Source organism: Hymenobacter arcticus (assembly GCF_054779975.1).
On record NZ_BAAGXF010000014.1, the window covers coordinates 130,194 to 150,324 of the forward strand.

The 20,131-nt window shown below is 59.1% G+C and carries 15 protein-coding genes and 1 riboswitch; of the genes, 7 read left to right on the plus strand and 8 right to left on the minus strand.

The features are described from left to right. Positions 1–140: 140 nt before the first annotated feature. Positions 141–260, minus strand: a riboswitch (SAM riboswitch). 392 nt (positions 261–652) lie between these two features. From ACYVGC_RS19815 to ACYVGC_RS19825, 3 genes are read left to right on the plus strand one after another with little or no spacing between them, the layout of a single operon-like run. Then, a complete protein-coding gene (locus ACYVGC_RS19815) occupies positions 653–1,240 on the plus strand; it encodes a (2Fe-2S)-binding protein (protein ID WP_460585593.1) in 588 nt (195 codons plus the stop codon). A gap of 10 nt (positions 1,241–1,250) precedes the next feature. Further along, entirely contained in the window at positions 1,251–2,288 is a 1,038-nt protein-coding gene (locus ACYVGC_RS19820; protein ID WP_460585594.1) for an FAD binding domain-containing protein, read from the plus strand. Between the two features lie 6 nt (positions 2,289–2,294). Continuing rightward, positions 2,295–4,565 (plus strand): xanthine dehydrogenase family protein molybdopterin-binding subunit, encoded by a 2,271-nt coding sequence (locus tag ACYVGC_RS19825; RefSeq protein WP_460585595.1) that lies wholly within the window; start codon positions 2,295–2,297, stop codon positions 4,563–4,565. A gap of 62 nt (positions 4,566–4,627) precedes the next feature. Here ACYVGC_RS19825 and ACYVGC_RS19830 read toward each other — a convergent pair whose 3' ends face one another. Further along, complete coding sequence (locus tag ACYVGC_RS19830) at positions 4,628–7,582, minus strand: TrlF family AAA-like ATPase (RefSeq protein ID WP_460585596.1); 2,955 nt, start codon at positions 7,580–7,582, stop codon at positions 4,628–4,630. A 388-nt stretch (positions 7,583–7,970) separates the two neighbouring features. On the opposite strand from ACYVGC_RS19830, the gene purE reads away from it, so the two are divergent. Beyond that, entirely contained in the window at positions 7,971–8,504 is a 534-nt protein-coding gene (gene purE, locus ACYVGC_RS19835) for a 5-(carboxyamino)imidazole ribonucleotide mutase (protein ID WP_460585597.1), read from the plus strand. A gap of 23 nt (positions 8,505–8,527) precedes the next feature. After that, positions 8,528–9,751, plus strand: coding sequence for a 5-(carboxyamino)imidazole ribonucleotide synthase (locus ACYVGC_RS19840; RefSeq protein ID WP_460585598.1), 1,224 nt, complete (start codon positions 8,528–8,530; stop codon positions 9,749–9,751). Between the two features lie 276 nt (positions 9,752–10,027). Here ACYVGC_RS19840 and ACYVGC_RS19845 read toward each other — a convergent pair whose 3' ends face one another. From ACYVGC_RS19845 to ACYVGC_RS19870, 6 genes are all read right to left on the minus strand, one after another. Continuing rightward, positions 10,028–11,392, minus strand: a complete 1,365-nt coding sequence (locus tag ACYVGC_RS19845; protein WP_460585599.1) for a BNR repeat-containing protein — start codon at positions 11,390–11,392, stop codon at positions 10,028–10,030. Between the two features lie 10 nt (positions 11,393–11,402). Further along, entirely contained in the window at positions 11,403–12,020 is a 618-nt protein-coding gene (locus ACYVGC_RS19850) for a hypothetical protein (protein WP_460585600.1), read from the minus strand. A 275-nt stretch (positions 12,021–12,295) separates the two neighbouring features. After that, positions 12,296–13,432, minus strand: a complete 1,137-nt coding sequence (locus ACYVGC_RS19855) for a glycoside hydrolase family 88/105 protein (protein WP_460585601.1) — start codon at positions 13,430–13,432, stop codon at positions 12,296–12,298. 31 nt (positions 13,433–13,463) lie between these two features. Next, a complete protein-coding gene (locus ACYVGC_RS19860; protein ID WP_460585602.1) occupies positions 13,464–15,584 on the minus strand; it encodes a family 43 glycosylhydrolase in 2,121 nt (706 codons plus the stop codon). A 568-nt stretch (positions 15,585–16,152) separates the two neighbouring features. Beyond that, positions 16,153–17,043: an SDR family oxidoreductase gene (locus ACYVGC_RS19865; RefSeq protein WP_460585603.1), complete on the minus strand. Its 891-nt coding sequence runs from the start codon at positions 17,041–17,043 to the stop codon at positions 16,153–16,155. Positions 17,044–17,195: 152 nt separating this feature from the next. Then, positions 17,196–18,068 (minus strand): AraC family transcriptional regulator, encoded by an 873-nt coding sequence (locus tag ACYVGC_RS19870; protein ID WP_460585604.1) that lies wholly within the window; start codon positions 18,066–18,068, stop codon positions 17,196–17,198. A 112-nt stretch (positions 18,069–18,180) separates the two neighbouring features. On the opposite strand from ACYVGC_RS19870, the gene ACYVGC_RS19875 reads away from it, so the two are divergent. Then, on the plus strand, positions 18,181–19,305 hold the full coding sequence (locus ACYVGC_RS19875; RefSeq protein ID WP_460585605.1) for an XdhC family protein: 1,125 nt from the start codon (positions 18,181–18,183) through the stop codon (positions 19,303–19,305). Further along, a complete protein-coding gene (locus tag ACYVGC_RS19880; protein WP_460585606.1) occupies positions 19,302–19,655 on the plus strand; it encodes an ASCH domain-containing protein in 354 nt (117 codons plus the stop codon). The genes ACYVGC_RS19875 and ACYVGC_RS19880 overlap by 4 nt, the downstream gene beginning before the upstream one ends. A gap of 103 nt (positions 19,656–19,758) precedes the next feature. Here ACYVGC_RS19880 and ACYVGC_RS19885 read toward each other — a convergent pair whose 3' ends face one another. Then, positions 19,759–20,085 (minus strand): hypothetical protein, encoded by a 327-nt coding sequence (locus ACYVGC_RS19885; RefSeq protein WP_460585607.1) that lies wholly within the window; start codon positions 20,083–20,085, stop codon positions 19,759–19,761. Positions 20,086–20,131 lie beyond the last annotated feature (46 nt).

Here is a 20,131-nt window from a genome sequence, read left to right on the forward strand (position 1 = left end):
AAGGAATTGGGATAAACGCTGAAACGCGCGCCGCCTCCCCTGCCCTCTCTCAAAAAAATTCTCGCCGCAAAGGCCTAAAAAAAGCCCTTCCGACCAGTCAGAAGAGCTACGCGGCCGCTGGGGCGGCGCTGGCTACTCATAACTTATCTGCTTTCGAAAGTTGGCCAAAGCCGCGTTTCGAAACAGGAATTAGCACCTTCGCACTGCTGCTGGTTGCTAAGGCATCACAGGGCCTGTCCCTCCGCCTTTCTTGATAAGGGCCCCGGTGACGGAGCGTGCCGCAAAGGTAGAGCGCGCACCCCGCGCCCGCACCATTGGCGCGAAACCAGCGCCCGAAATCAGCCGCTCATTTAACGCGGATTTTACCCTTGTGAAAGGCGAAACTTTGCGTTGTATTCACTAGCATATAACGAGTTGCTGGCACTGCGCCATTCCCTTATTTCCGGAAACTTTACAAGCAAGTGATTCGCAGCGATAAGCAAAAACAGTGCTTAGCAGTCAGGCGTCTACCACCGCCACCGCCGGGCTAAGAAGCTTATTTAGAAATAATAAAAACATCAAAAACTCCTTTCGACGCGTAGGATTTGAGACGTCTGAAACGTGGGCCGTGGCCCGCGCTCACGATTTCCTTTTCCTCCTACTTTATCGACCCATGAGTTTACACTTCATCCAGGAGCCGCTCGAAAAAACGGCCCCCGCCGTGGTGCCTACGCAGGCCGTGACGCTAAACGTTAACGGCGAGGACCGCACCATCCAGATTGCCCCTTGGACCAGCCTGCTCGATGCCCTGCGCGAGTACATGGACCTCACCGGCACCAAGAAAGGCTGCGACCACGGCCAGTGCGGCGCCTGCACCATCCTCGTTGATGGCAAGCGCATTAACTCGTGCCTGGCCCTCGCTACGGTGTACCAGGGCAAGAAAATCCAGACCATCGAAGGCCTGGGTTCGGAGGATAACCTATCGCCGCTGCAACAGGCATTTGTGGACCACGACGCCTTCCAGTGCGGCTACTGCACGCCGGGCCAGATTTGCTCGGCGCAGGGTCTCATCAACGAGGGCCGCGCCAAGACCGAAGCCGAGGTGCGCGAGCACATGAGCGGCAACCTCTGCCGTTGCGGCGCCTACACCAACATTCTGTCGGCCGTGATGGAAGTGCTGCACGATGGCCAAGTAGTGGTAGACAACGGCACGCTGGTGACCATCCCGATGCAGCCCACTAAATCCAGCTCCGTTAGCTAAATTATTCGCTATGAACAGTTTCACCCTCACTCAAGCCACGGCCGCCGACGAGGCCGTGCGCGACCTCACCAGCCACGACGGCGCGGCCTACCTAGGCGGCGGCACCAACCTTGTGGACCTGATGAAGTACAACCTGGAGCGCCCCAGCCACCTCACCAGCCTGGGTCTGCTGCCGCTAACTGACATCACCAGCCTGCCCGACGGCGGCCTGCGCCTGGGCGCACTGGCCACCAATGCCGACACCGCCTGGCACCCCGAGGTGGAGAAGCGCTACCCGCTGCTGAGCCAGACCATACTAGCCGGGGCCACGCCGCAGTTGCGCAACGTGGCCACCAACGGCGGCAACCTCAACCAGCGCACCCGCTGCTACTACTTCTACGACTTGGCCGCGTCTTGCAACAAGCGGGAGCCTGGCACTGGCTGCTCAGCCCTCACCGGCCCCAACCGCGTGTGCGGCGTGCTGGGCACCAGCGACAGCTGCATTGCCACCCAGCCTTCGGATATGTGCGTGGCCCTGGCCGCCCTCGAAGCCACCGTGCGCGTGCAGGGGCCCGATGGCGAGCGCACCATCAAGTTTGACGATTACCACCGCCTGCCGGGCGACCAACCCGAGAAGGACAACACGCTGAAACCGGGCGAGTTGGTAGTGTCCATCGACCTGCCCGAGGAGGGCTACGCCGACCACTTCACCTACCTCAAGCTACGCGACCGCAGCAGCTACGCCTTTGCGCTGGTGAGCGTGGCGGTGGGCTTGAAGATGAACGGCAACACCATCGAGAAGGCCCGCTTCGCCCTAGGCGGCGTGGCCCACAAACCCTGGCGCGACCAGGCTGCCGAGCAGATGTTGGAAGGCCAAACGGCCTCGCCCGATTTGTTCCGCCAGGTGGCCGCCAAGGTGTTTGCCGAGGCCAAAGGCTACGGCGAGGGCTCGCTGCACAACTCGTTTAAAATTGAGTTGGGCAAGCGCGCCATCGTGCGGGCGCTCAAGCAAGCTACCGAGATGCAGTACGAGGTGAGTGCCAACGCTTTTTTGAATTCTAATCCGTAAGTTATTATGAGTCAGACTATCGCAACCCCACCCACCGTGCGCTTGGACAGCGACGTAGTGGGCCGGCCCATCAGCCGCCCCGACGGGCCGGCCAAGGTGAGCGGCGCGGCTAAGTACGCCGCCGAGTACGACGTAAACGGCCCGCTGTGGTACGGCTACGTGGTGAGCAGCCCCATTACCAAGGGCAAAATCACCAAAATCCACGCCGACGAGGTGCTGGCTTTGCCGGGCGTGCAGCGGGTTTTTTCGCACGAAAACGTGCCCTCACTGGCCTGGTTTGACCGCAGCTACAAGGACGACGTGGCCCCCGGCGGCTCGCCCTTCCGCCCGCTGCACGAGCCCGAAATCATGTTCAGCCAGCAGCCGGTGGCGCTGGTAGTGGCCGACACGTTTGAGCTGGCCCGCTACGCCGCTTCGGTGCTGCGCATCGAGTACGATGTGGAGGAGTTCAACACCGACTTGACGGTCGCGGCCCCCAAGTCGTTTGACGCGCCGAAGGGCAAAACGGGCTTTTTGCCTCCCCCCAAGCCCAAGGGCGACATGGAGAAAGCCTACGCCGACGCCCCGCACAAGATTGCGGCCGAGTACACGCACGAGGCCCAGCACCACAACCCGATGGAAATGTTCGGGACCACCATCGAGTGGCTGGGTGATGGCAAGAAGATGAAAATCTACGATAAGACGCAGGGCGCGCCCAACGTGCAGCAGTACATCACTAAGATTTTTGGGCTGAGCAAGGAAGAAGCGCGGATTATCTCAAAATTCACCGGCGGCGGCTTCGGCGCGGGCCTGCGGCCGCAGTACCAGGTATTTCTGGCCGTGCTGGCGGCGCTGGAGCTCAAGCATTCCATCCGGGTGGTGATGAACCGCTCGCAGATGTTCAGCATGGGCCACCGGGCGCACACCATCCAGAACGTTCGCCTGGCGGCCGACGACAAGGGCCAGCTACAAGCGATGGAGCACACCGCGCTGGCCGAAACCTCGCAGTTTGAGGACGCCACAGAAACGGTAGTCAACTGGTCGGGCATTCTGTATGATGCGCCTAACACCAAGTTCGACTACCAGCTGGCCCGCATCGACGTAAACACGCCAGCCGACATGCGCGCCCCTGGCGCCGCTACCGGCAGCTTTGCCATCGAGAGCGCCATTGATGAGCTGTCGTACGAAGCTGGGGTTGACCCGCTCGATTTCCGCCTGCTCAACTATACGTACAGCGACCCTACCGAGAAAAAGCCCTTCAGCAGCAAGCGCCTCGACGATTGCTACCACGAAGGGGCCGCCCGCTTCGGCTGGGACCAGCGCAACCCCGAGCCCCGCTCGATGCGCGACGGCAACCTGCTGGTAGGTTGGGGCGTGGCTGCCGGCTGCTGGGATGCGTCGATGCAGAAAGCGGAGGCCAAAGCCGTACTCCTGGCCAACGGCCACCTCACCGTGAGCAGCGCCACCAACGACCAGGGCGCGGGTACCTACGTGATAATGACCCAGATGGCCGCCCAAACCCTCGGGCTGCCGATGGCGCAGGTCACCTTCGAGCTCGGCGACACCGAAATGCCCGTGGCCCCCCTTCAGGGCGGCTCCTGGACCGCCAACTCGGTAGGCGCGGCCGTGCAGAATGCCTGCCAGGAAGTGGGCAAAAAGCTACTCAAGCTAGCCCAGAAAATGGCCGACTCGCCCCTCAAGGGCGTGGACTTCGAGGACGCGCAGTTTGCCGACGGCCACATTCGCGCCAACGAGGACATCACCCGCACCGTGGCCATTGCCGACATCTTGGCGGCGAGCGGCGAGGCCAAAGTAGAGGCGATGGGCAAGGCCGGCCCCAACCCCGCCAACATGCTCAAGTACTCGATGCACTCGCACAACGCGGTGTTCGTGGAGGTGAAGGTGGACGAGGACCTGGGTACCGTGCACGTCACGCGCGTGGTGGATGCCGTGGCCGCCGGCCGCATCATGAACCCCAAAACGGCCCGTAGCCAAGTGCTGGGCGGCGTAGTGTGGGGCATCAGCATGGCCCTCATGGAGGAGGCCTACCTCAACAATGACCTGGGCCGCTACATCAACCACAACTACGCCGAGTACCATATCCCGGTAAACTCCGACATCCACAAAATCGACGTGATTTTTGTGGAGGAAGAAGACGACATCGCCAGCCCCATCGGCGTCAAAGGCGTCGGTGAAATCGGGATGCTCGGCGTTGCCGCTGCCATCACCAACGCCGTGTACCACGCCACCGGCAAACGCGTCCGCGAATTACCGCTGACGATTGATAAGCTGCTGTAAGTTTCGGTTAGATTGAATGCAAAAGCGCCCCGTAGCCGATTGGCTGCGGGGCGCTTTTTGATTTAGTGAAACCTATATTTTTTCTCTCTCATAATAAAAGCTTCTTTACCACCTTCTACAATATCTGCGATGTGCTGTCGGATACCCATAGATTTTAAGACGTCTGTTTGAGAAGGCAGTTTTTCGAATGAGTTTTCGATAGCACCGTTTACATAATCAAACTTAAATATACTAGTCGAATCATCTTCGTTTTGCCCCTTTTGGTTCGCGACAATTACGTTTTCGGCATCCGCATTCACAACGATATTCGCGTTGTGTGTTACAATAATTATTTGCCTATCAAGCTTTTTATTGCGTAAATAATTTACCAAATCTGTTGTTATAGACCTATTATCTAGGTTATCTTCTGGCTGGTCTATCAAAATGGGAGCCTTAGACTTACTCAAGCCTATTATAAGCATTAGAATTACAAAGCTAGCTTTTCCAGTAGACATCTCTCCTAGCTGGTCGTTTTTATAATTAATTTTCCAATAATCAAAAAAGTAATCATCTAGAACAGTTTTCACTGCATTAGACATATTTGTTTTATTAGTAAGCTTATAGCTTTTAGCTACAATAGCTTCAAATAAACCTCTAACTTCTCGCATTATAAAATCGAAGTCAACCTCGTCTGTCACCTTATTCGTATCTGACAGAATTTTATACTCATTGTATGATGCACTTCTGCCATCACTTACATTAATTATTTCTCTACGTAACTTTGCAAAATTGAACCGAGATTTTCCCTCTATTTTGAGACCATCCTTTTCCAACTCGACTGTCCTACCTTTAAGGTCGTCTACAATTTCGGTGTACTCTTTATGATTAACTTCATAGATGCGAAACATTTCGGCTTTAGCATCTTCGAGCACTTTCTTTTTATGCTCTATTCTCTTGCCTAGATTATCAATATCAAGCAATGCCTTTTTATCGTTAGCTATTGATTCGTTAAGTTCATCAATAGCTTTCTTAATTAATTCATCTTGCAAGTAGGGCTGAATGAGAGAATCTAATTTAACTTTCTCATCGCTAATCTTAACAGCTACCTCATTAAGTATACTACCTTCCTTGAAAGAACGCTTACCATCTTCGTTGGTATCCATTTCCAAAGATAAGGACAATTCGTTTGATAGCTGAAACAGCGCATCCAGCAAAGAATATTGCTGCTGGTAGTAACTCTTAATATCATCAGAGCATATAGCACCTAGCAGTAAGTCTTTTTTCTGTTTTAATACTGTGGAAGCCGAAAGTAACTCAGAAGTAAAAGACTTAATATTAGTTAAATCTTGCTTAAGATTTTGAGCATTTACGGAATTTAGCTCTATTTTATCCTGAAGCAATTTGTATTCGGCTACTTGCGCTGGTGTAAGGCCTGAACCTGCGTTCAGTTCTTCAACTTTTTTTGTATTAGAGTCGATGTTTTTCTCTAAAACAGCTTTGTTTGACTTAACTTTAAATTCATTTTCTAGGTCTTCGATATCTTTTTTTGTATCAAAAAACAAGTCAATTTGCGCGTTTCGCAATTTATCATTTTGAATGACATTATTAATGAACCCCTGATACGATTCTCTAGAAGAACTATCCTCAGTTATTAAATCTCGAACAAGTTTGTTAAGCGGTTTACCCTTTTTATTCAGCTCAGGCTCCGCAAGCCTTACCAAATAATTTTGAGGAATATACTTCATTTCAGGAAGAATGGAATTAACCTTCTCGCCACGGCTTAGAAGCTGTGTAAATCCTCCTTCAGTTGTCACTTCAAAATCTACATTCTTTTCAAGCTTATCAAAATCATATTTATAAGATTCATCATCATTTTTCAGAACAGATAAATCAGCAGACAACGCTTTTGCAATTGCATACAATAAAATTGACTTTCCTGATGATTTTCCACCAATAATAACGTTAAGATTAGGGCTAAGAAAAATAGGTTGAGTAGAAAATACGTTGCTAGGTGAAATGAATCTTACCTTTTCAATTATAAGCTTTTCTTCTTTAAAATCAGGCTTATCCTTCTGGCATTTCACACGGCTTTCTGGCTCAAAGCAAATTTGCCGCAATCCCTCAAAAGTTAGGTCTGCTTTTACCCAAGTGAATTTTTCGAACAACTCCTCTTCCTTGTGTGCATCGCAACCCACCAAACAAGCTTTCAGCGAGCCCCGTTCTTTAATTAACAGCTCTACTTCCCGCTTATACACCGATTCATTATACCCATTTGCACCTTCTGATTTTCTACCAAGAAAATATTTTACATCTTTCGGGGTGGCAGAAAATACTGCGTCAGATATATAATATATAGACTGGCGAATACCATCTAAGCTTCCTCCTTCATTTTCAAATAAATCGTAATGCTTCTGAAATCCAGAAGCACCGTCTTTATTAGAGTTACTAACCACTAACAGAGTATTATCCGCGAACCTTTTATTATTTAGCAACTGCTTCAAAGGCTCTATACTTATCAGGTAATTATCAATACCTTTTTTATAAAAAGCATTTTCATCACCAACAGATTTAGTTAGTTCCTTGCCATACATCATAATACCTTGCCTATTCATCTGATAACCTTCCTGATTTTTGATATTAGAAAAGAAATCATGGTCTAATGATTGCACATAATCAGGATTAAATAGACAATGAATATTAATTAATTTAGCGCTATCCGTAGCAGGCAGCATTCTAAGCTCAACGTTTGGAAAAAGAAAAATTTCTTCTACAAAATCAACCTCCCATTGCTCGAATAATTTATCACCATTATTATTTATTTTATTTGCAATATTTTTTTGATAATCAATAGCATCCAGATACCTTTCAATAGAAAAATAATCAGTGATACCTATTGCACTTATCTTTTTAGCAACAGCCTTTTTGAAAAAACATAAAAAAAACTCATCCATAGAGGAGGATAAGAATTGGTCATTTTTGTTTGTCCCTTTTGTATGAACATGGAAATTCCACTTTCTCCACTGTGAGCCTGCTTTCATGTCAATTTTGCGTAGTTAGATTAGGAAAAAAATGGCGCAATATATTTACCACTGTAAGAAGAAACACAGCATACAAACCACAGTTACGCTGTATACTGACCATGCAGGCACAAAAACGCCCCGAAACTACGGAGTTCTGGGGCGTTTCGCTTTTTGCTAGCAAGGTGTTTTTCAGCATTCGCCCCGAAATATAGGCGGCCGCTTAGGCTGCCACCGTAATTTTGTGGCCGTGGCAACGGGCTTCTAAGCGAAGGTCCGTTGCACGGGCGGGATAACACGCAGCCCAGTGGCCGGCTGTCCGGATGCGGGGGCTGGCCCGCGCTTACGCCCAAAATCCCGTTTTTTCGACCACCCAGGGCGGCCCCGCCCCTTACGATAAGGCTCACGTATGAGTACCCTTGCTACCTCCGATTCCCCTAGCCCCAGCGCTACCCCAGGCAAGCCAGTGATTGGCGTGGTCATGGGCTCCAGCAGCGACTGGGACACCATGCAGCACGCCGTGCAGATTCTCACGGACTTTGGTGTGGCCCACGAGGCGCGCGTGGTGTCGGCCCACCGCATGCCCGACGACTTGTTTGCCTACGCTGAGCAGGCTGGCCCGCGCGGCTTGCAGGCCATTATTGCCGGCGCGGGGGGGGCTGCCCACCTGCCGGGGATGCTGGCCGCCAAAACCACCGTGCCCGTGCTGGGGGTGCCGGTGGCCAGCCGCCATTTGCAGGGGGTAGACTCGCTGCACAGCATCGTGCAGATGCCCAAGGGGATACCGGTGGCCACGTTTGCGATTGGCACCGCCGGGGCGGCCAATGCCGCGCTGTTCGCCATCAGCCTGCTGGCCCTGCACGACCCGAACCTGGCGACCAAGCTGCTGGCCTTCCGCGCCGCCCAAACTGAAGCCGCCCGCAACATGACCCTACCCGTATGAGCGCCGCTAGTCACGTGGCAGCCATGACCCCCATTTTTCCGGGCAGTGTAGACGCTGCCGGCCAGCGGGCTACCCTCGGCGTAGTGGGCGGCGGCCAGCTGGGCCGGATGTTTGTGCACGCGGCCCAGCGCCTGGGGTACTTCACCGCCGTGCTGGAGCCCGACGCGCACAGCCCCGCCGGGCAGGTGAGCCACCACCATATCCGGACCGGCTACGACGACCCGGCCGGGCTGGCGCAGCTGGCCCAGCTGTGCCAGGCCATCACCACCGAGTTTGAAAACGTGCCGGCCCAGGCCCTGCAAACGCTGGCGCTGACCCGGCCCGTGGCCCCGGGCGCGGCCGTGGTGGGCATTGCCCAAGACCGCATCGAGGAAAAAGCCCACTTTGCGGCCTGCGCCGAGGTGTCGGGGGTGACCTGCGCGCCCTACGCGGTGCTCAAAACGCCGGCCCAGCTGCAAGCCGTGCTGGACGAGCGGGCCGATTTGCTGCCCGGCATCCTGAAAACCGCGCGCATGGGCTACGACGGCAAGGGCCAGGTCCGCGTGAAAACCGCTGCCGAGCTAGCCGCCGCCTGGGCCGAGCTGGGCGGCGTGGCCTGCGTGCTGGAAAAGATGCTGCCGCTCACCGCCGAGTGCTCGGTGCTGGTGGCGCGCGGCTGGAACGGGCAAGTCGTGAGCTTCGCCCCGCAGCGCAACGTGCACGTGGAGGGCATTCTGGCCGTGACCTACGCCTACGCAGGCAATATGCCCCTGGCCCTGGCCGACCGGGCGCGCGCCGCGGCTATTTCCATCGCGCAGCACCTGGAGTACGTCGGGGTGCTGTGCGTCGAGTTTTTTGTGGTGGACGACGGCAGCGAGCACGGGGGCTTGGTAGTCAACGAGATGGCTCCGCGCCCGCACAACAGCGGCCACTATACCATCGACGCCTGCGACGCCTCGCAGTTTGACCTCCAGGTGCATGCCATGGCGGGCCTGCCCTTGCCGCAGCCGCGCCAGCATTCGCCGGCTATCATGCTCAACTTGCTGGGCGACGTGTGGCTGGACGCCGACGGCCAGCTGCAGGAGCCGGACTGGTACGCCGTGCTGAGCCTGCCCGGCACCCACCTGCACCTGTACGGTAAGCTGGACGCGCGCCCAGGCCGCAAGATGGGCCACCTGACCATTACCGGCCCGGATGTCGCCAGTGTCAAAGCCGTGGCACGCCGCGCCGCAGGGCTGCTCGGCTTGCCGGGGCTGGATGACATGTAGGCAGTTGGTCGGCCAGAAATAGCCGTTCAAGCGTGGTGCCTCACCCCCCGGCCCCCTCTCCGAAAAGGAGAGGGGGAGCCGACCGATTACAGACGTGAGCGAACGTTGAAAAGTCGTCAGGCTCCCCCTCTCCTTTTCGGAGAGGGGGCCGGCCCCAGAGGGGTCTCGTGAGGCGCTACATCAGAACAGTACGCTTGCTTATGCCCAGGCACTTAACTGCCAGCTTGGGAGGCTGACTGAACCAGGCTGGTTGAACTCCTTGGCCCATGCCACCTTCTAGTTGGGGGCGCTGCCCACGCTGCCCCCGATACCAACGGGGCGCACCAGCGGGCCGGGCTGCCACTCGAGGATGAAGACGGGCTGGGCGGGCAGGTTTTCGAGGGTTTCGCCGTCGCCCTGGCCGGTGCGCTGCACGAAGAGGTTGAGCACGCCCGCCCGCTGCCAGCGCTCGGTGTCGTAGCTGGGCTCCCAGTTGCCGACGGTGGTGGCGGTGAGGTCGGCGGGCGTCCACTGGTTTTGGCGGAGGTCGGGGCATTGCAGCACCGAGGCGCGGTCGTGCCGCTCGGCATCGCGGTAGAGCAGGTAGGCCGCCGTGCGGCCGTGCTGGGTGGCCACCAGCAGCTGCGGGCGCGAAATCGGGATTTTCTTTGTGCCCACCCCGCTCAGGCTAAACGGCGTGGTGCGCTGGCTGACTTGCACCGTTTGCCAGGTTCTTCCAACCAGATAAACTAATTGATACTGGGGCACTTGCGTGCCAGCCGGCCGCCAGTAGGTGGCAATGTAGGGCGTGCCCGCCGCATCGGTGGCCATGGCGGTCTGGTTTATCAGCTCGCTGTTTTGCGGAATGCGGGCGGCGTACTCGGCGGTGGCGGCGGTGATGGGCAGCTGGTAGGCGGCGCCGATGCTGCGCTGCCAGGTGCGGCCGCCATCGGCCGAGCGGGCGTAGGCCAGGTCGTGGTTGGAGGCCACGTTGGGGCTTTCGCGCCACACCCACGAGAGGTGGATGGTGCCCCGGGCGTCGAGGCAGGCCTGCCAGTAGGCGTTGCGCTGGCCTTCGCCGTCGATGAGCACGTCGTGCAGGCGCGTCCACTTTTGGGTTTTCACCGCGTAGCGGTTCAGCACCAGGTTGCCGTTGCCCGAGCCCCCGTCGCGGTACAAAAACAGCAGGTCGCCGTTGGGGAAGCGGTGAAACTCGGGGTAGGTCACCTTTTCCTCACGGTTGCCGAGCATGGGCTGCAACGCGCTCATTACCAGCGAGCCGGGGGCCGTGCTGCGGCAGTAGCGCAGCGGGTTGTTGTGGTGGTCGAACGACAGGTGCAGGTAGCCCGCGCCGTCGGCCATGAGGCTGATGACGTTGTGGGCATCCTGCACATTGCCTTGGTACTGCGTGCGTTGCACCTGCCAGGGCCCGCCGGGCAGGCGGCGCTTGGCCAGCGTTACGTAGCCCGCCGAGTCGTAGTAGGCCACGTACTGGTGGTGGCCCTGGGTCACGACGGAGTTTTTGCGAAAAACCGCCCCGTTGACGTTGTTTTTGGCCCAGCCAAGGCCCACCACGGTGGCCGTTTGGGCGCGGGTGGCGCGGGCGCTGCCCACGAGGCACAGCACCAGCAGCAGGCAGCGGGCAAAAGGGTTAAGTCGCATTCAATCAGCGTTATAGGCCCGATGCGCCCCGAAGCATAATGGTGCCGGGCGGATGCACGGCGGGCGGGGGCACTACGAGGTGGATGTTTACTAGGGTGCCGCTGGTGCCCGGCTGCGTGTCGAGCCCGGCGATATCGGCGGTTACTACGCGCAGGGCAAGGTCGTCGAGCGGCAAGCCTTCGAGCTGGTAGCTGACGGGCCCGCGCAGCTTCAGCTTCCGCCCGATAGCGGCCAGCGATTCGGTTTTGAGCTTAGGCTTTGCACGGGGCTTGAGCGTGATGGCGATTAGGCCATTCGTGGTCAGGCTACGCCACTTGGCGGGGGCATTACGGTCTTTATACACTTGTACATCAGCAATATCCTGCGGATTTAGCTGACTCAGGCTGTTGCCGATAATAATACGCGCATCAACCAGGAATACCGGCTGCGGCCGCATAGTCCGGGGTGGCTGGTCCGGGACTGGGGCCGCCGGCCGGGCTCGGGGCTGCCGGACAACGTTAACGGCCGGCGGCGGCGCGGCTACCCGGGAGGCTACCGGAGCCAGCGGCGCAACAGCGGGGCGCTGGGCCAGCGCGAGGCCGGCGCTACCGAGGACAGCGAGCAGGAGCAGCAGCTTGCGACAGGACATGGCGGGTACGGATTAGCGAAACAGCCCCAGTCGGCAACAGGGGCATTTTCAGAAACGTAGGCAACTTCTTGATAAATAATTACTTAACTTAGGACTTACGCAAAAACATCTGTTATTGCGAGCAGCGCGAAGCAATCGCACCAGCACGTTGTCGGGCGGGTATCGGGCAGGTGTGATTGTCGCGCTGCGCTCGCAATGACAGATGTTTTGCGTAGCTTCTAATCAACAAAGGGATTTTATTTTAACTAATTGATTTACAATTAGTTAATTAAGCACTACTCCTTGCCACCCAGGTACTTATACATCTCGCTGGCAGCCAGCAAAAAGGCCCCTACCCCAAAGTTGGCCGTCGAGTTTTTATCCACCACCTGGCCTGGAATGGCCTTTTCGCCGATGGGCTGCACGTAGCCGATGGCCCCGTCGGGCTGCACGGCCATGGTGGTGAGGTACTGCCAGCCCCGCAGGGCAGTGGGCAGATACGCCTTTTTGTCGAGCACGCCGTGGTTGATGCCCCACAGGTAGGCGTAGGTGTTGAAGGCGGTGCCGCTGGTTTCGGGGCCGGGGGCGTGGGCCGGGTCGAGGAGGCTGCGCGTCCAGTAGCCGTCGGGCTGCTGGGCTTTTTGGAGGGCGGCGGCCAGGCCGCGGTACTTGGCCAGGTACTCGGCGCGGTGCGGGTCGGTGGCGGGCAAGTCTTGCAGCACCCGGGCCAGGCCGGCAAACACCCAGCCGTCGCCCCGCGCCCAGAAGTCCTTGCCGCCGTTGGCCGACTTGTGCTGCGGGTACACGTACTTGGCATCGCGGTAGTAGAGGCCGGTTTCGGCATCGTACATGATGCTGTTGGCGTAGCCGAAGTACTCGTGCAACTTGCTCAGGTACTGCGGGTTCTGAGTTACACCGTATAGCCTGGTCATCACGGGCATCACCATGTAGAGGCCGTCGGCCCACCACCAGTAGTCGTTTTGGGCGGTGCTCATCTCATATTCCATCACCTCGCGGGCGCGGGCAATGCGAATCGGCTCGGGCTTGATTTTGTAGAGGTCCACGTAGGTCTGGAAGCAAATCTGCCAATCACCAAACAGCACGTGGTCAGGGGTTTCGCCGTACTTGTACTGCCAGCTGGCCCGGTCGGTCGAAGAAGCGCCCTGCCAGTTGTTGAACACGGCCCAGTCCTCGGCATACTGTCGGTACTTGTCGTTTTTGGTGGCGGCGTAGGCGGCCATGTTGCCGGTCTGGTAGGCCGCGTGGTCCCAAAATGCCCGCACCTGGGCCGGGTGCCCGGCCTGCCAGTGGTCGTTTACCTTGGTGAGGAGGGCCAGCACCTCAGCGGGCCGGCTAGTGGCGGAGCCTGCCGAATGAGACGCGACGCAGCCAGTGCCCAGCAGGCTGGCAGCCAGCAACAAATACTTCCTCATCAGGCAGTTAAGATTTTGCACAGAAGTTGCTTTAGTTGATTTTCACCGGCTGAATGCCCGCGTGCGTCGGCACCACCGGCTTGAGGCTGCCGTCGGGGTTAAACTCCAGCTTGTCGAGGCACACTTCGCGGTGGAAGCCCGCCTCGTCGCCCATTTTGAGGCCCTGCGGGTAAGTGAAGCGGTGGTACACCAGGTACCACTCGTCGCGCCCCGGCACCTGGATAACCGAGTTGTGGCCGGTGCCGTAAATGCCGGCCGCCGGGTTCTTGCTGACTACCAGGTTGTTGGCCGGCACCGTAATCTTGCTCAGCGGCGCCTCGGCCGTGCCGTAGCGCACCTGGTAGTTGGGGCTGCGCGTGTCGTCCTCGCTCCACATGAAGTAGTACTTGCCGTTGCGGAAAAAGGCGTAGGCGCCCTCGCGGAAGGTGGCGTCGGGCGTCATTACCCGCGTGGTGCCGGGTTTCAGGCTCGTCAGGTCGTCATTCAGCTCGGCGCCGGCCAGGTAGCCGTTGCCCCAGTACAGGTAGAGCTTACCGGTTTTGGGGTCGCGGAAGGCGGCCGGGTCAATCTGCTGGCCGCCTTTCACGCCCTCGGGCAGCTTATCGAGCAAGGGCTGGCCGCTGTCTTTAAACGGGCCGGTGGGACTGTCCGACAAAGCCACGCCAATCTTCGCGCCCGCGCAGAAATAGTAGGCGTAACGGTAGCCAGTGGCTGTTTTCTGCTCAATGATAGTGGGGGCCCAGGCGCTTTTCTTGGCCCAACTTACGTCGCGGGGCAAGTCCAGAATCACGCCCTCGTCCTGCCAATTCACCAAATCGAGCGACGAAAACGCTTTGAAATACGTGCCCGACCAGCTGGTGAAGCCGTCGCTGGTGGGATAGAGATAGAACTTGCCGGTTTTCTGCGAATACAGGATATCCGGGTCGGCGAAGTAGCCGGGCAGCGCCGGGTTGTGGGTTTCGGTCACGCTCACCTGGTAGGTGCGCTTGGCTGCGCCCTGCCCTACCGTGTAAGGCACGGGCCCCTTGGCAAAATTCTGCGGCCCGCTCGGCGTCACGGGCAGCGCGGGGTTGCTGAGTTGAAGGTCAAACGCTTTCAGGCTAGTGCCCGGCATTGCCAGAAAGGCGACCTTGCCGGCGGCACTGTCCACTACGGTATTGAGCTGGCGGATAGCGGGGTTTTGGGCCGTCAGCAGCACGTCGGCGGGGGCCAGCCAGCGCTGGGCCAGGCGGCTGGCTTCGGCAGCCGTAATGGGCATTACCGTGCCGTGCCGCGGGTGAAAATTCATGCTGATGTCGTGGTCCACCACCGCGAAATTTTGTAAGTCGCGGGTGCGGGTGAACTGGTATTTGCCGCTGGTGTACATGTCGTACATCAGGATGTAGTCGTCGGAATTATTGAGCTTGAAGGTGCCCGCGCCCTCCACCGGGCTGGTGGTTTGCTGCACGTACTGGTCGCGCAGCACGTAGCCGCTGGTCAGGTTATCCGACACGGCGATTTTGATGCCGTTGCCCTGGCCTTCGGTCTTGAAAAACAAGTAAAACTTGCCGTCCTTGGCCACAATGTCGCCATCGATGCACGAGCCGTTGGTGGGCGAAAAAAACAGCTGCTTCGGCTCGCCTTCCAGGTCCGTGAAATCCTTGTTGGCGTAGGCGTAGTATATTTTATCGGGCTCCGTGCCGTACTGCAACGAGAAGTATACCAGGTATTTACCCGCCTTGGCATCGTAGATGGTTTGCGGGGCCCACACGCGCTTCAGGTCGTCCTGCCTGGCGTAGCGCTTCTGAAAATTGAGGACGCGGTGGGTCCAATTAACCAAGTTGGTGGACTTGAGCAGCACCATGCCCCGATTGGAGCTCCAGCCCTTGGCCGACACCATATCGGTGGCCACCATATAGAAAGTTTTGCCATCGGCCCCGCGCAAAATGTGCGGGTCGCGCACGCCCCTGGTTTCGCTGATGGCGGCCGAGTTGACGATGGGCCGGTTGCCGTTCAGGGCCGTGTAGTGGTAGCCGTCGGGGCTGAGCGCAAAGCGAATGGCTTCATCCTTTTTGTCGTTGCCGGTGAAGTAGGCGAAGAGGTAGGCCGTGGGTTGCGCCTTTTGGGGCGTTTGGGCCAGAGCCGCCGGGGCGGCCAGCCAGCACAGCAGCACGGCCCCAAGCAATGAAAAGAAACCCCGGTGAACAGTCAAAATGCTTTTAATCAAGGCAATATGCTTAAATGGTGGCTGTTTTCTACTTGCTGGGGGCCAGCCCCTGGGTTTGCGCTGCACAATCGTTTGTGTAAAACTAGCCTGAACAGCGTCGTTTACTCCCCAAACCTCCCCACCCGGCGCGGGCCATGACGTGGAAGTAAGGGGTTGAGTGGGGTGGGACTGGTCAGCATCAATTTAGCCAGGACTTACGCAAGCGGCCCTTTCTTCAGCCCCAGCGGGGCACTATGCCACTAGGAAAGCGCTGAAAATCAGAACCGAAACCCGTAGGAATGATACCTGGCTATTGCACAGGCGCAGTGCCGCCCCTACGAAGCTTTGTTGCGCTTGCACAGGTAGTTACTAGCAACATATCGCCCCGCTGGGGCTGAAGAAAGGGCCGTTTGCGTAAGTCCTGGCGCGGTTTGCAAGTTCGTGTGCAGATTGGCTGGTACGGGCTGCCGGCTTTTCGCCAGCTGCCCGCCCTGTACGCCGACTTGGAAACTGCGCTAAGCTTGTTTCTGCTAGGCTAGCCCGCCGCTGCAAAAGCAGCCGCAAATTCCCTGGCAAAGTCTTCCAGCTTCACCTTACCCAAAGTAGGTTTATGCTGCTCGTAGTCCTCGCCGAGGGTGCCATTGCTGATGCTGGCGTAGATATCCACAATTTCGGCGGCACGGTGGGCGGGCAGGCCGTGGCCGACCAGGTTGTGCTGCATCTGGGCATCGGTGAGGGCCAGCCAGGGCAGGTTGGGCTGGCCGATGGCGGTGCCGAGCACCTGGGCCACTTCGTCGGCGGTGCGCTCGTCGCTGGCTACGTAGCGCACGTGGCGGCCGGGGGCGGCGGGCGTGGTCAGCTCATCAGCCGCGGCGGCGGCAATGTCGAGCGGGTGCACAAAGGCCACGCGGGTGCTGCCGGGGTAATTAACGCCTATCACGCCCCGCGCTTTTATAAGGCCGATAAAGCTGAACATGTTGGTGTAGAAGGAAGTAGGACGCAGGTAAGTGAGCGCGAGGCCCGGCACTTCTGCCAAGATGCCTTCGACATCGTGCGAGCCGAGAATACCGCCCGTGCCCGCCGCCCGGTGCGCACCCCAGCTGCTGAGCTGCACCACCCGCCGCACACCCGCCTGCCGCAAGGCGTCGGCGTAGCTGCGGCCAATGGCGCGGTGGTAGGCACGCGAATCGGCCACGGCAAAATTGGGCGGCACCATGAGGTAAACTGCCTCGGCCCCGGCTAAAGTAGCGGCCAGGAACTCCGCGTTTTCTACCGAGCCAATGGCGGCGGTGGCCCCCAGCGCCTCAATGGCACCTTGCTTGTCCGGCTTACTGCTGATGACCGTGACGGCGTGGCCTTGCTGCACCAGCGCCGTGGCCAGGGGCTGGCCAATATTCCCGAGGGAACCTGTGAGAATAATTTTCATGCTGCAAAGCTCCGGCCGGCCGGGGCGGGCCGAAAGGGCTAAACGGCGGGAAGATTGGGCCAAAGTGCGGGAGTGGTGTAGCGTGGACTCTGCGAGTCCGCGCGTGAGTAGGCCGTTCAACTCGCGGACTCACAGAGCCCACGCTACGGGCGCTACGCCCAGCGCTGCCGGTAAGCCGCCGGCGCAACCCCGGTACTTTTCCGGAAAAACCGGCCGAAGGTAGATTGGTCGGCAAAGTGGAGGGTATCCGCGATTTGGGCGATGGGGAGGGCCGGGTTTTGGAGCAGCACGCTGGCTTCCAGCAGCACGGCCTCGGCCAGCCACGCTACGGCGCGCTTGCCGGTGGCTTCGCGCACGGTTTCGGCGAGGTGCTTCGGCGTGATACAGAGCTTATCGGCGTAGAAGGCCAGGCTGCGCTCGGTGGCGTAGTGGCTGTTGACCAGCTTCTTAAACTCGGTGGCCAACTGCTGGCTGCGCGTTTGGATGGTGGTTGGCAAGCCGTGCTGCGCGCTGTAAACAGGCGCGATTTCGTGCAGCAAAATGTGGATGAGGCTGCGCAAAATCTCCGCCCGGTACGCGTGGGGCGCGTCGTATTTCTGCTCAATGGCCCGCAGCAGGTCGGCAATGGCGGCGGCCGGCGCGGGGGGCAGCTCCACCACGTGCCGGGCATCGCGCTCAAAAAACGCAAACGCATTGAGGTTCAGGCTGCCGCTGGCCGCCACAAACTCCTTGGTAAAAAAAACACTCAGCGCCTCCATATCGGCCGACATGAAGGGCCACTGTTTGATGACGTAGGGCGAGAGCAGCATCAGCGACCGAGGGCCGATGTCGTAGGTTTCGAGGTTGACTTTCAGGCGGGCGCTGCCGTGCAGGCAGATGCCGATTTTGTAGTAATCGCTGCGATACGGCAGATCGATGGGCAGCTGCGTATGCGCCGAATTGGGCCCCAGAAAGAAGAAGGCGGCCGGCGGGCCAGCGGGCACGGTCAAGGTGTTGAGTTGATAAACGGGGATAGCAGCGCTCATAGCCGGCAAAGTACGCGCCGCGGGAATAGCGAGAACCATGCCTTGCGGCGGGCGGTTCTCACAACTCCGCGCCGCCGCCGGGCGTACTGCCCCCGCGCATCCTTTTCCGATAATGACTGAATTACAACGACTATTTAGCGCCTACGACCAGCACCGCACCGCCCAGCGCCCCTGCGCGCTGGCCACGGTGGTCGAGGTGCTGGGCTCGGCCTATCGCCGCCCCGGCGCCCGCATGCTCGTAACCGGAGACGGCGAGCTGACCGGTGCCATCAGCGGGGGCTGCCTCGAAGGCGATGCGCGGCAGCGGGCCCGGCGGGCCATTTTTCGGGGCGAGCCGGCCCTGGTTACCTACGACACCCGCGACGAGGACGACCCGCGCCACGGCCTCGGCCCCGGCTGCCAGGGCGTGGTGCGCATCTTGCTGGAACCCCTCGACTTTGCCAACCCTGACAACCCGCTGGAGCTGCTGCGCGGCTTTGCGCAGCACCCCGCACCCGCCGTGCTGGCCACCGTGTTTGAAACCGATGCCAGCGGCCTGAAAGCCGCGGTGGGCCAGCGCGTGCTGCTATCCGAAACCGGCGTGGTGCGTGGCACGCCGCTGCTGGCCGCCCCGCTGGCCGAGGCCGCCCGCGCCACGCTGGCGCAGCGCCAGCCCCGGATTTTGACCATCGAAACGGATGCCGGCCCGGTGCGGGCGTCACTCGAACTGCTGCTGCCGCCGCTGCGCCTGGTGGTGTACGGCGCCGGCAACGATGCCCAGCCGCTGGTGCACCTGGCCGGCTCGCTGGGTTGGCACATCACGGTGGTGGATGGCCGGCCCAACCTGGCCACCGCCGCCCGCTTTCCCGAAGCAGCCACGGTGCGCATCGTGCCCGTGGCCGAGCTGGAAACGGCCCTGCCCGACCCGCTGGCCTACCACGTGCTGCTCAGCCACAACTATGCCTACGACCTGGCCGCGCTGCAAACGCTGCTCGATTCGCCCGCGCCCTACATCGGGTTGCTGGGCCCGCGCCTCAAAGCCCAGCGCCTGCTCGACGAGCTGGATACCGCGCCCGTGGCCCTGGTAGCGCAGCTGCGCGCGCGCCTGCACAGCCCCATTGGCCTCGACCTGGGCAGCGAGACGCCCGAGGAAATTGCGCTGGCCATCGTGGCCGAGATTCAGGCGCAGCACAGCGGGCGGCAGGGGCGGCCGCTGCGCGAGCGGGCGGGCACGGTGCACATTCCGGCCAGCGTATGATACTGGGTTTCCACGAGGCTTTTGTGGCGGCCATCGTGGCGGGCACCAAAATCCACACCATCCGCGCGGGGCAGCGGTGGCGCGTGGGCGAGGTAGCGCAGTTTTGCGTGCGCGCCCATCAGCCCGACCAGCGCGAGTTCTGGGAGCCGCGGCCGATAATAGCCATACAAGTTATTGAATTGACTAGCAACACCTTGCAAGTAGACGGCCGGTTGCTACCCCCGGCCGAGCTACTGGCCCTGGCCCAGGCCGATGGCTTTCCAACTATTGAGGAGCTATTTGCCTTTTTTGCCGATAAGCCCCTACCCTTTCAAGGCCAGTTGCTGCACTGGACCAACTGCTGGTACTAAAAGTGTATACTTAGGACCGACGCAAAACGCCTGTCCTTGCGAGCGCAATGCAGCGGAGCGCGGCAATGACAGGCGGTCCTAGCAAAGTTGCGGTAATACCCGCCTACGGGTTCACGGCGCGCTCCAGAATGGTATCGACTTCCAGCAGCAGCGCGGCGCTCACCAGCAGGTCGTGGAGCAGGAATAATTCTTCGAGCGAAAACAGGAATACCTGGCTGGCCACGGGGCCGGGCAGGCTGATGCAGCGCTCGGTGGCGTCGAGGGTGGCCAGGGCGTGGTGGCCGCAGCGCTCGGCCACAGTGCCGCGCCACTGGCGCAGCTCGTGGGGCAGCAGGCGCAGGCCCACGTTGCCGAAGTAGAGGTGCAGGCAGCACCGGCCGGGGCATTGGGCAATGCAGCCCAGCGTGTTATGATGGAGGCAGCGCGACATAAGGCAGCGGTGGTAAAGGGGGCTAATACCTAGTGCCGGCCCGGGC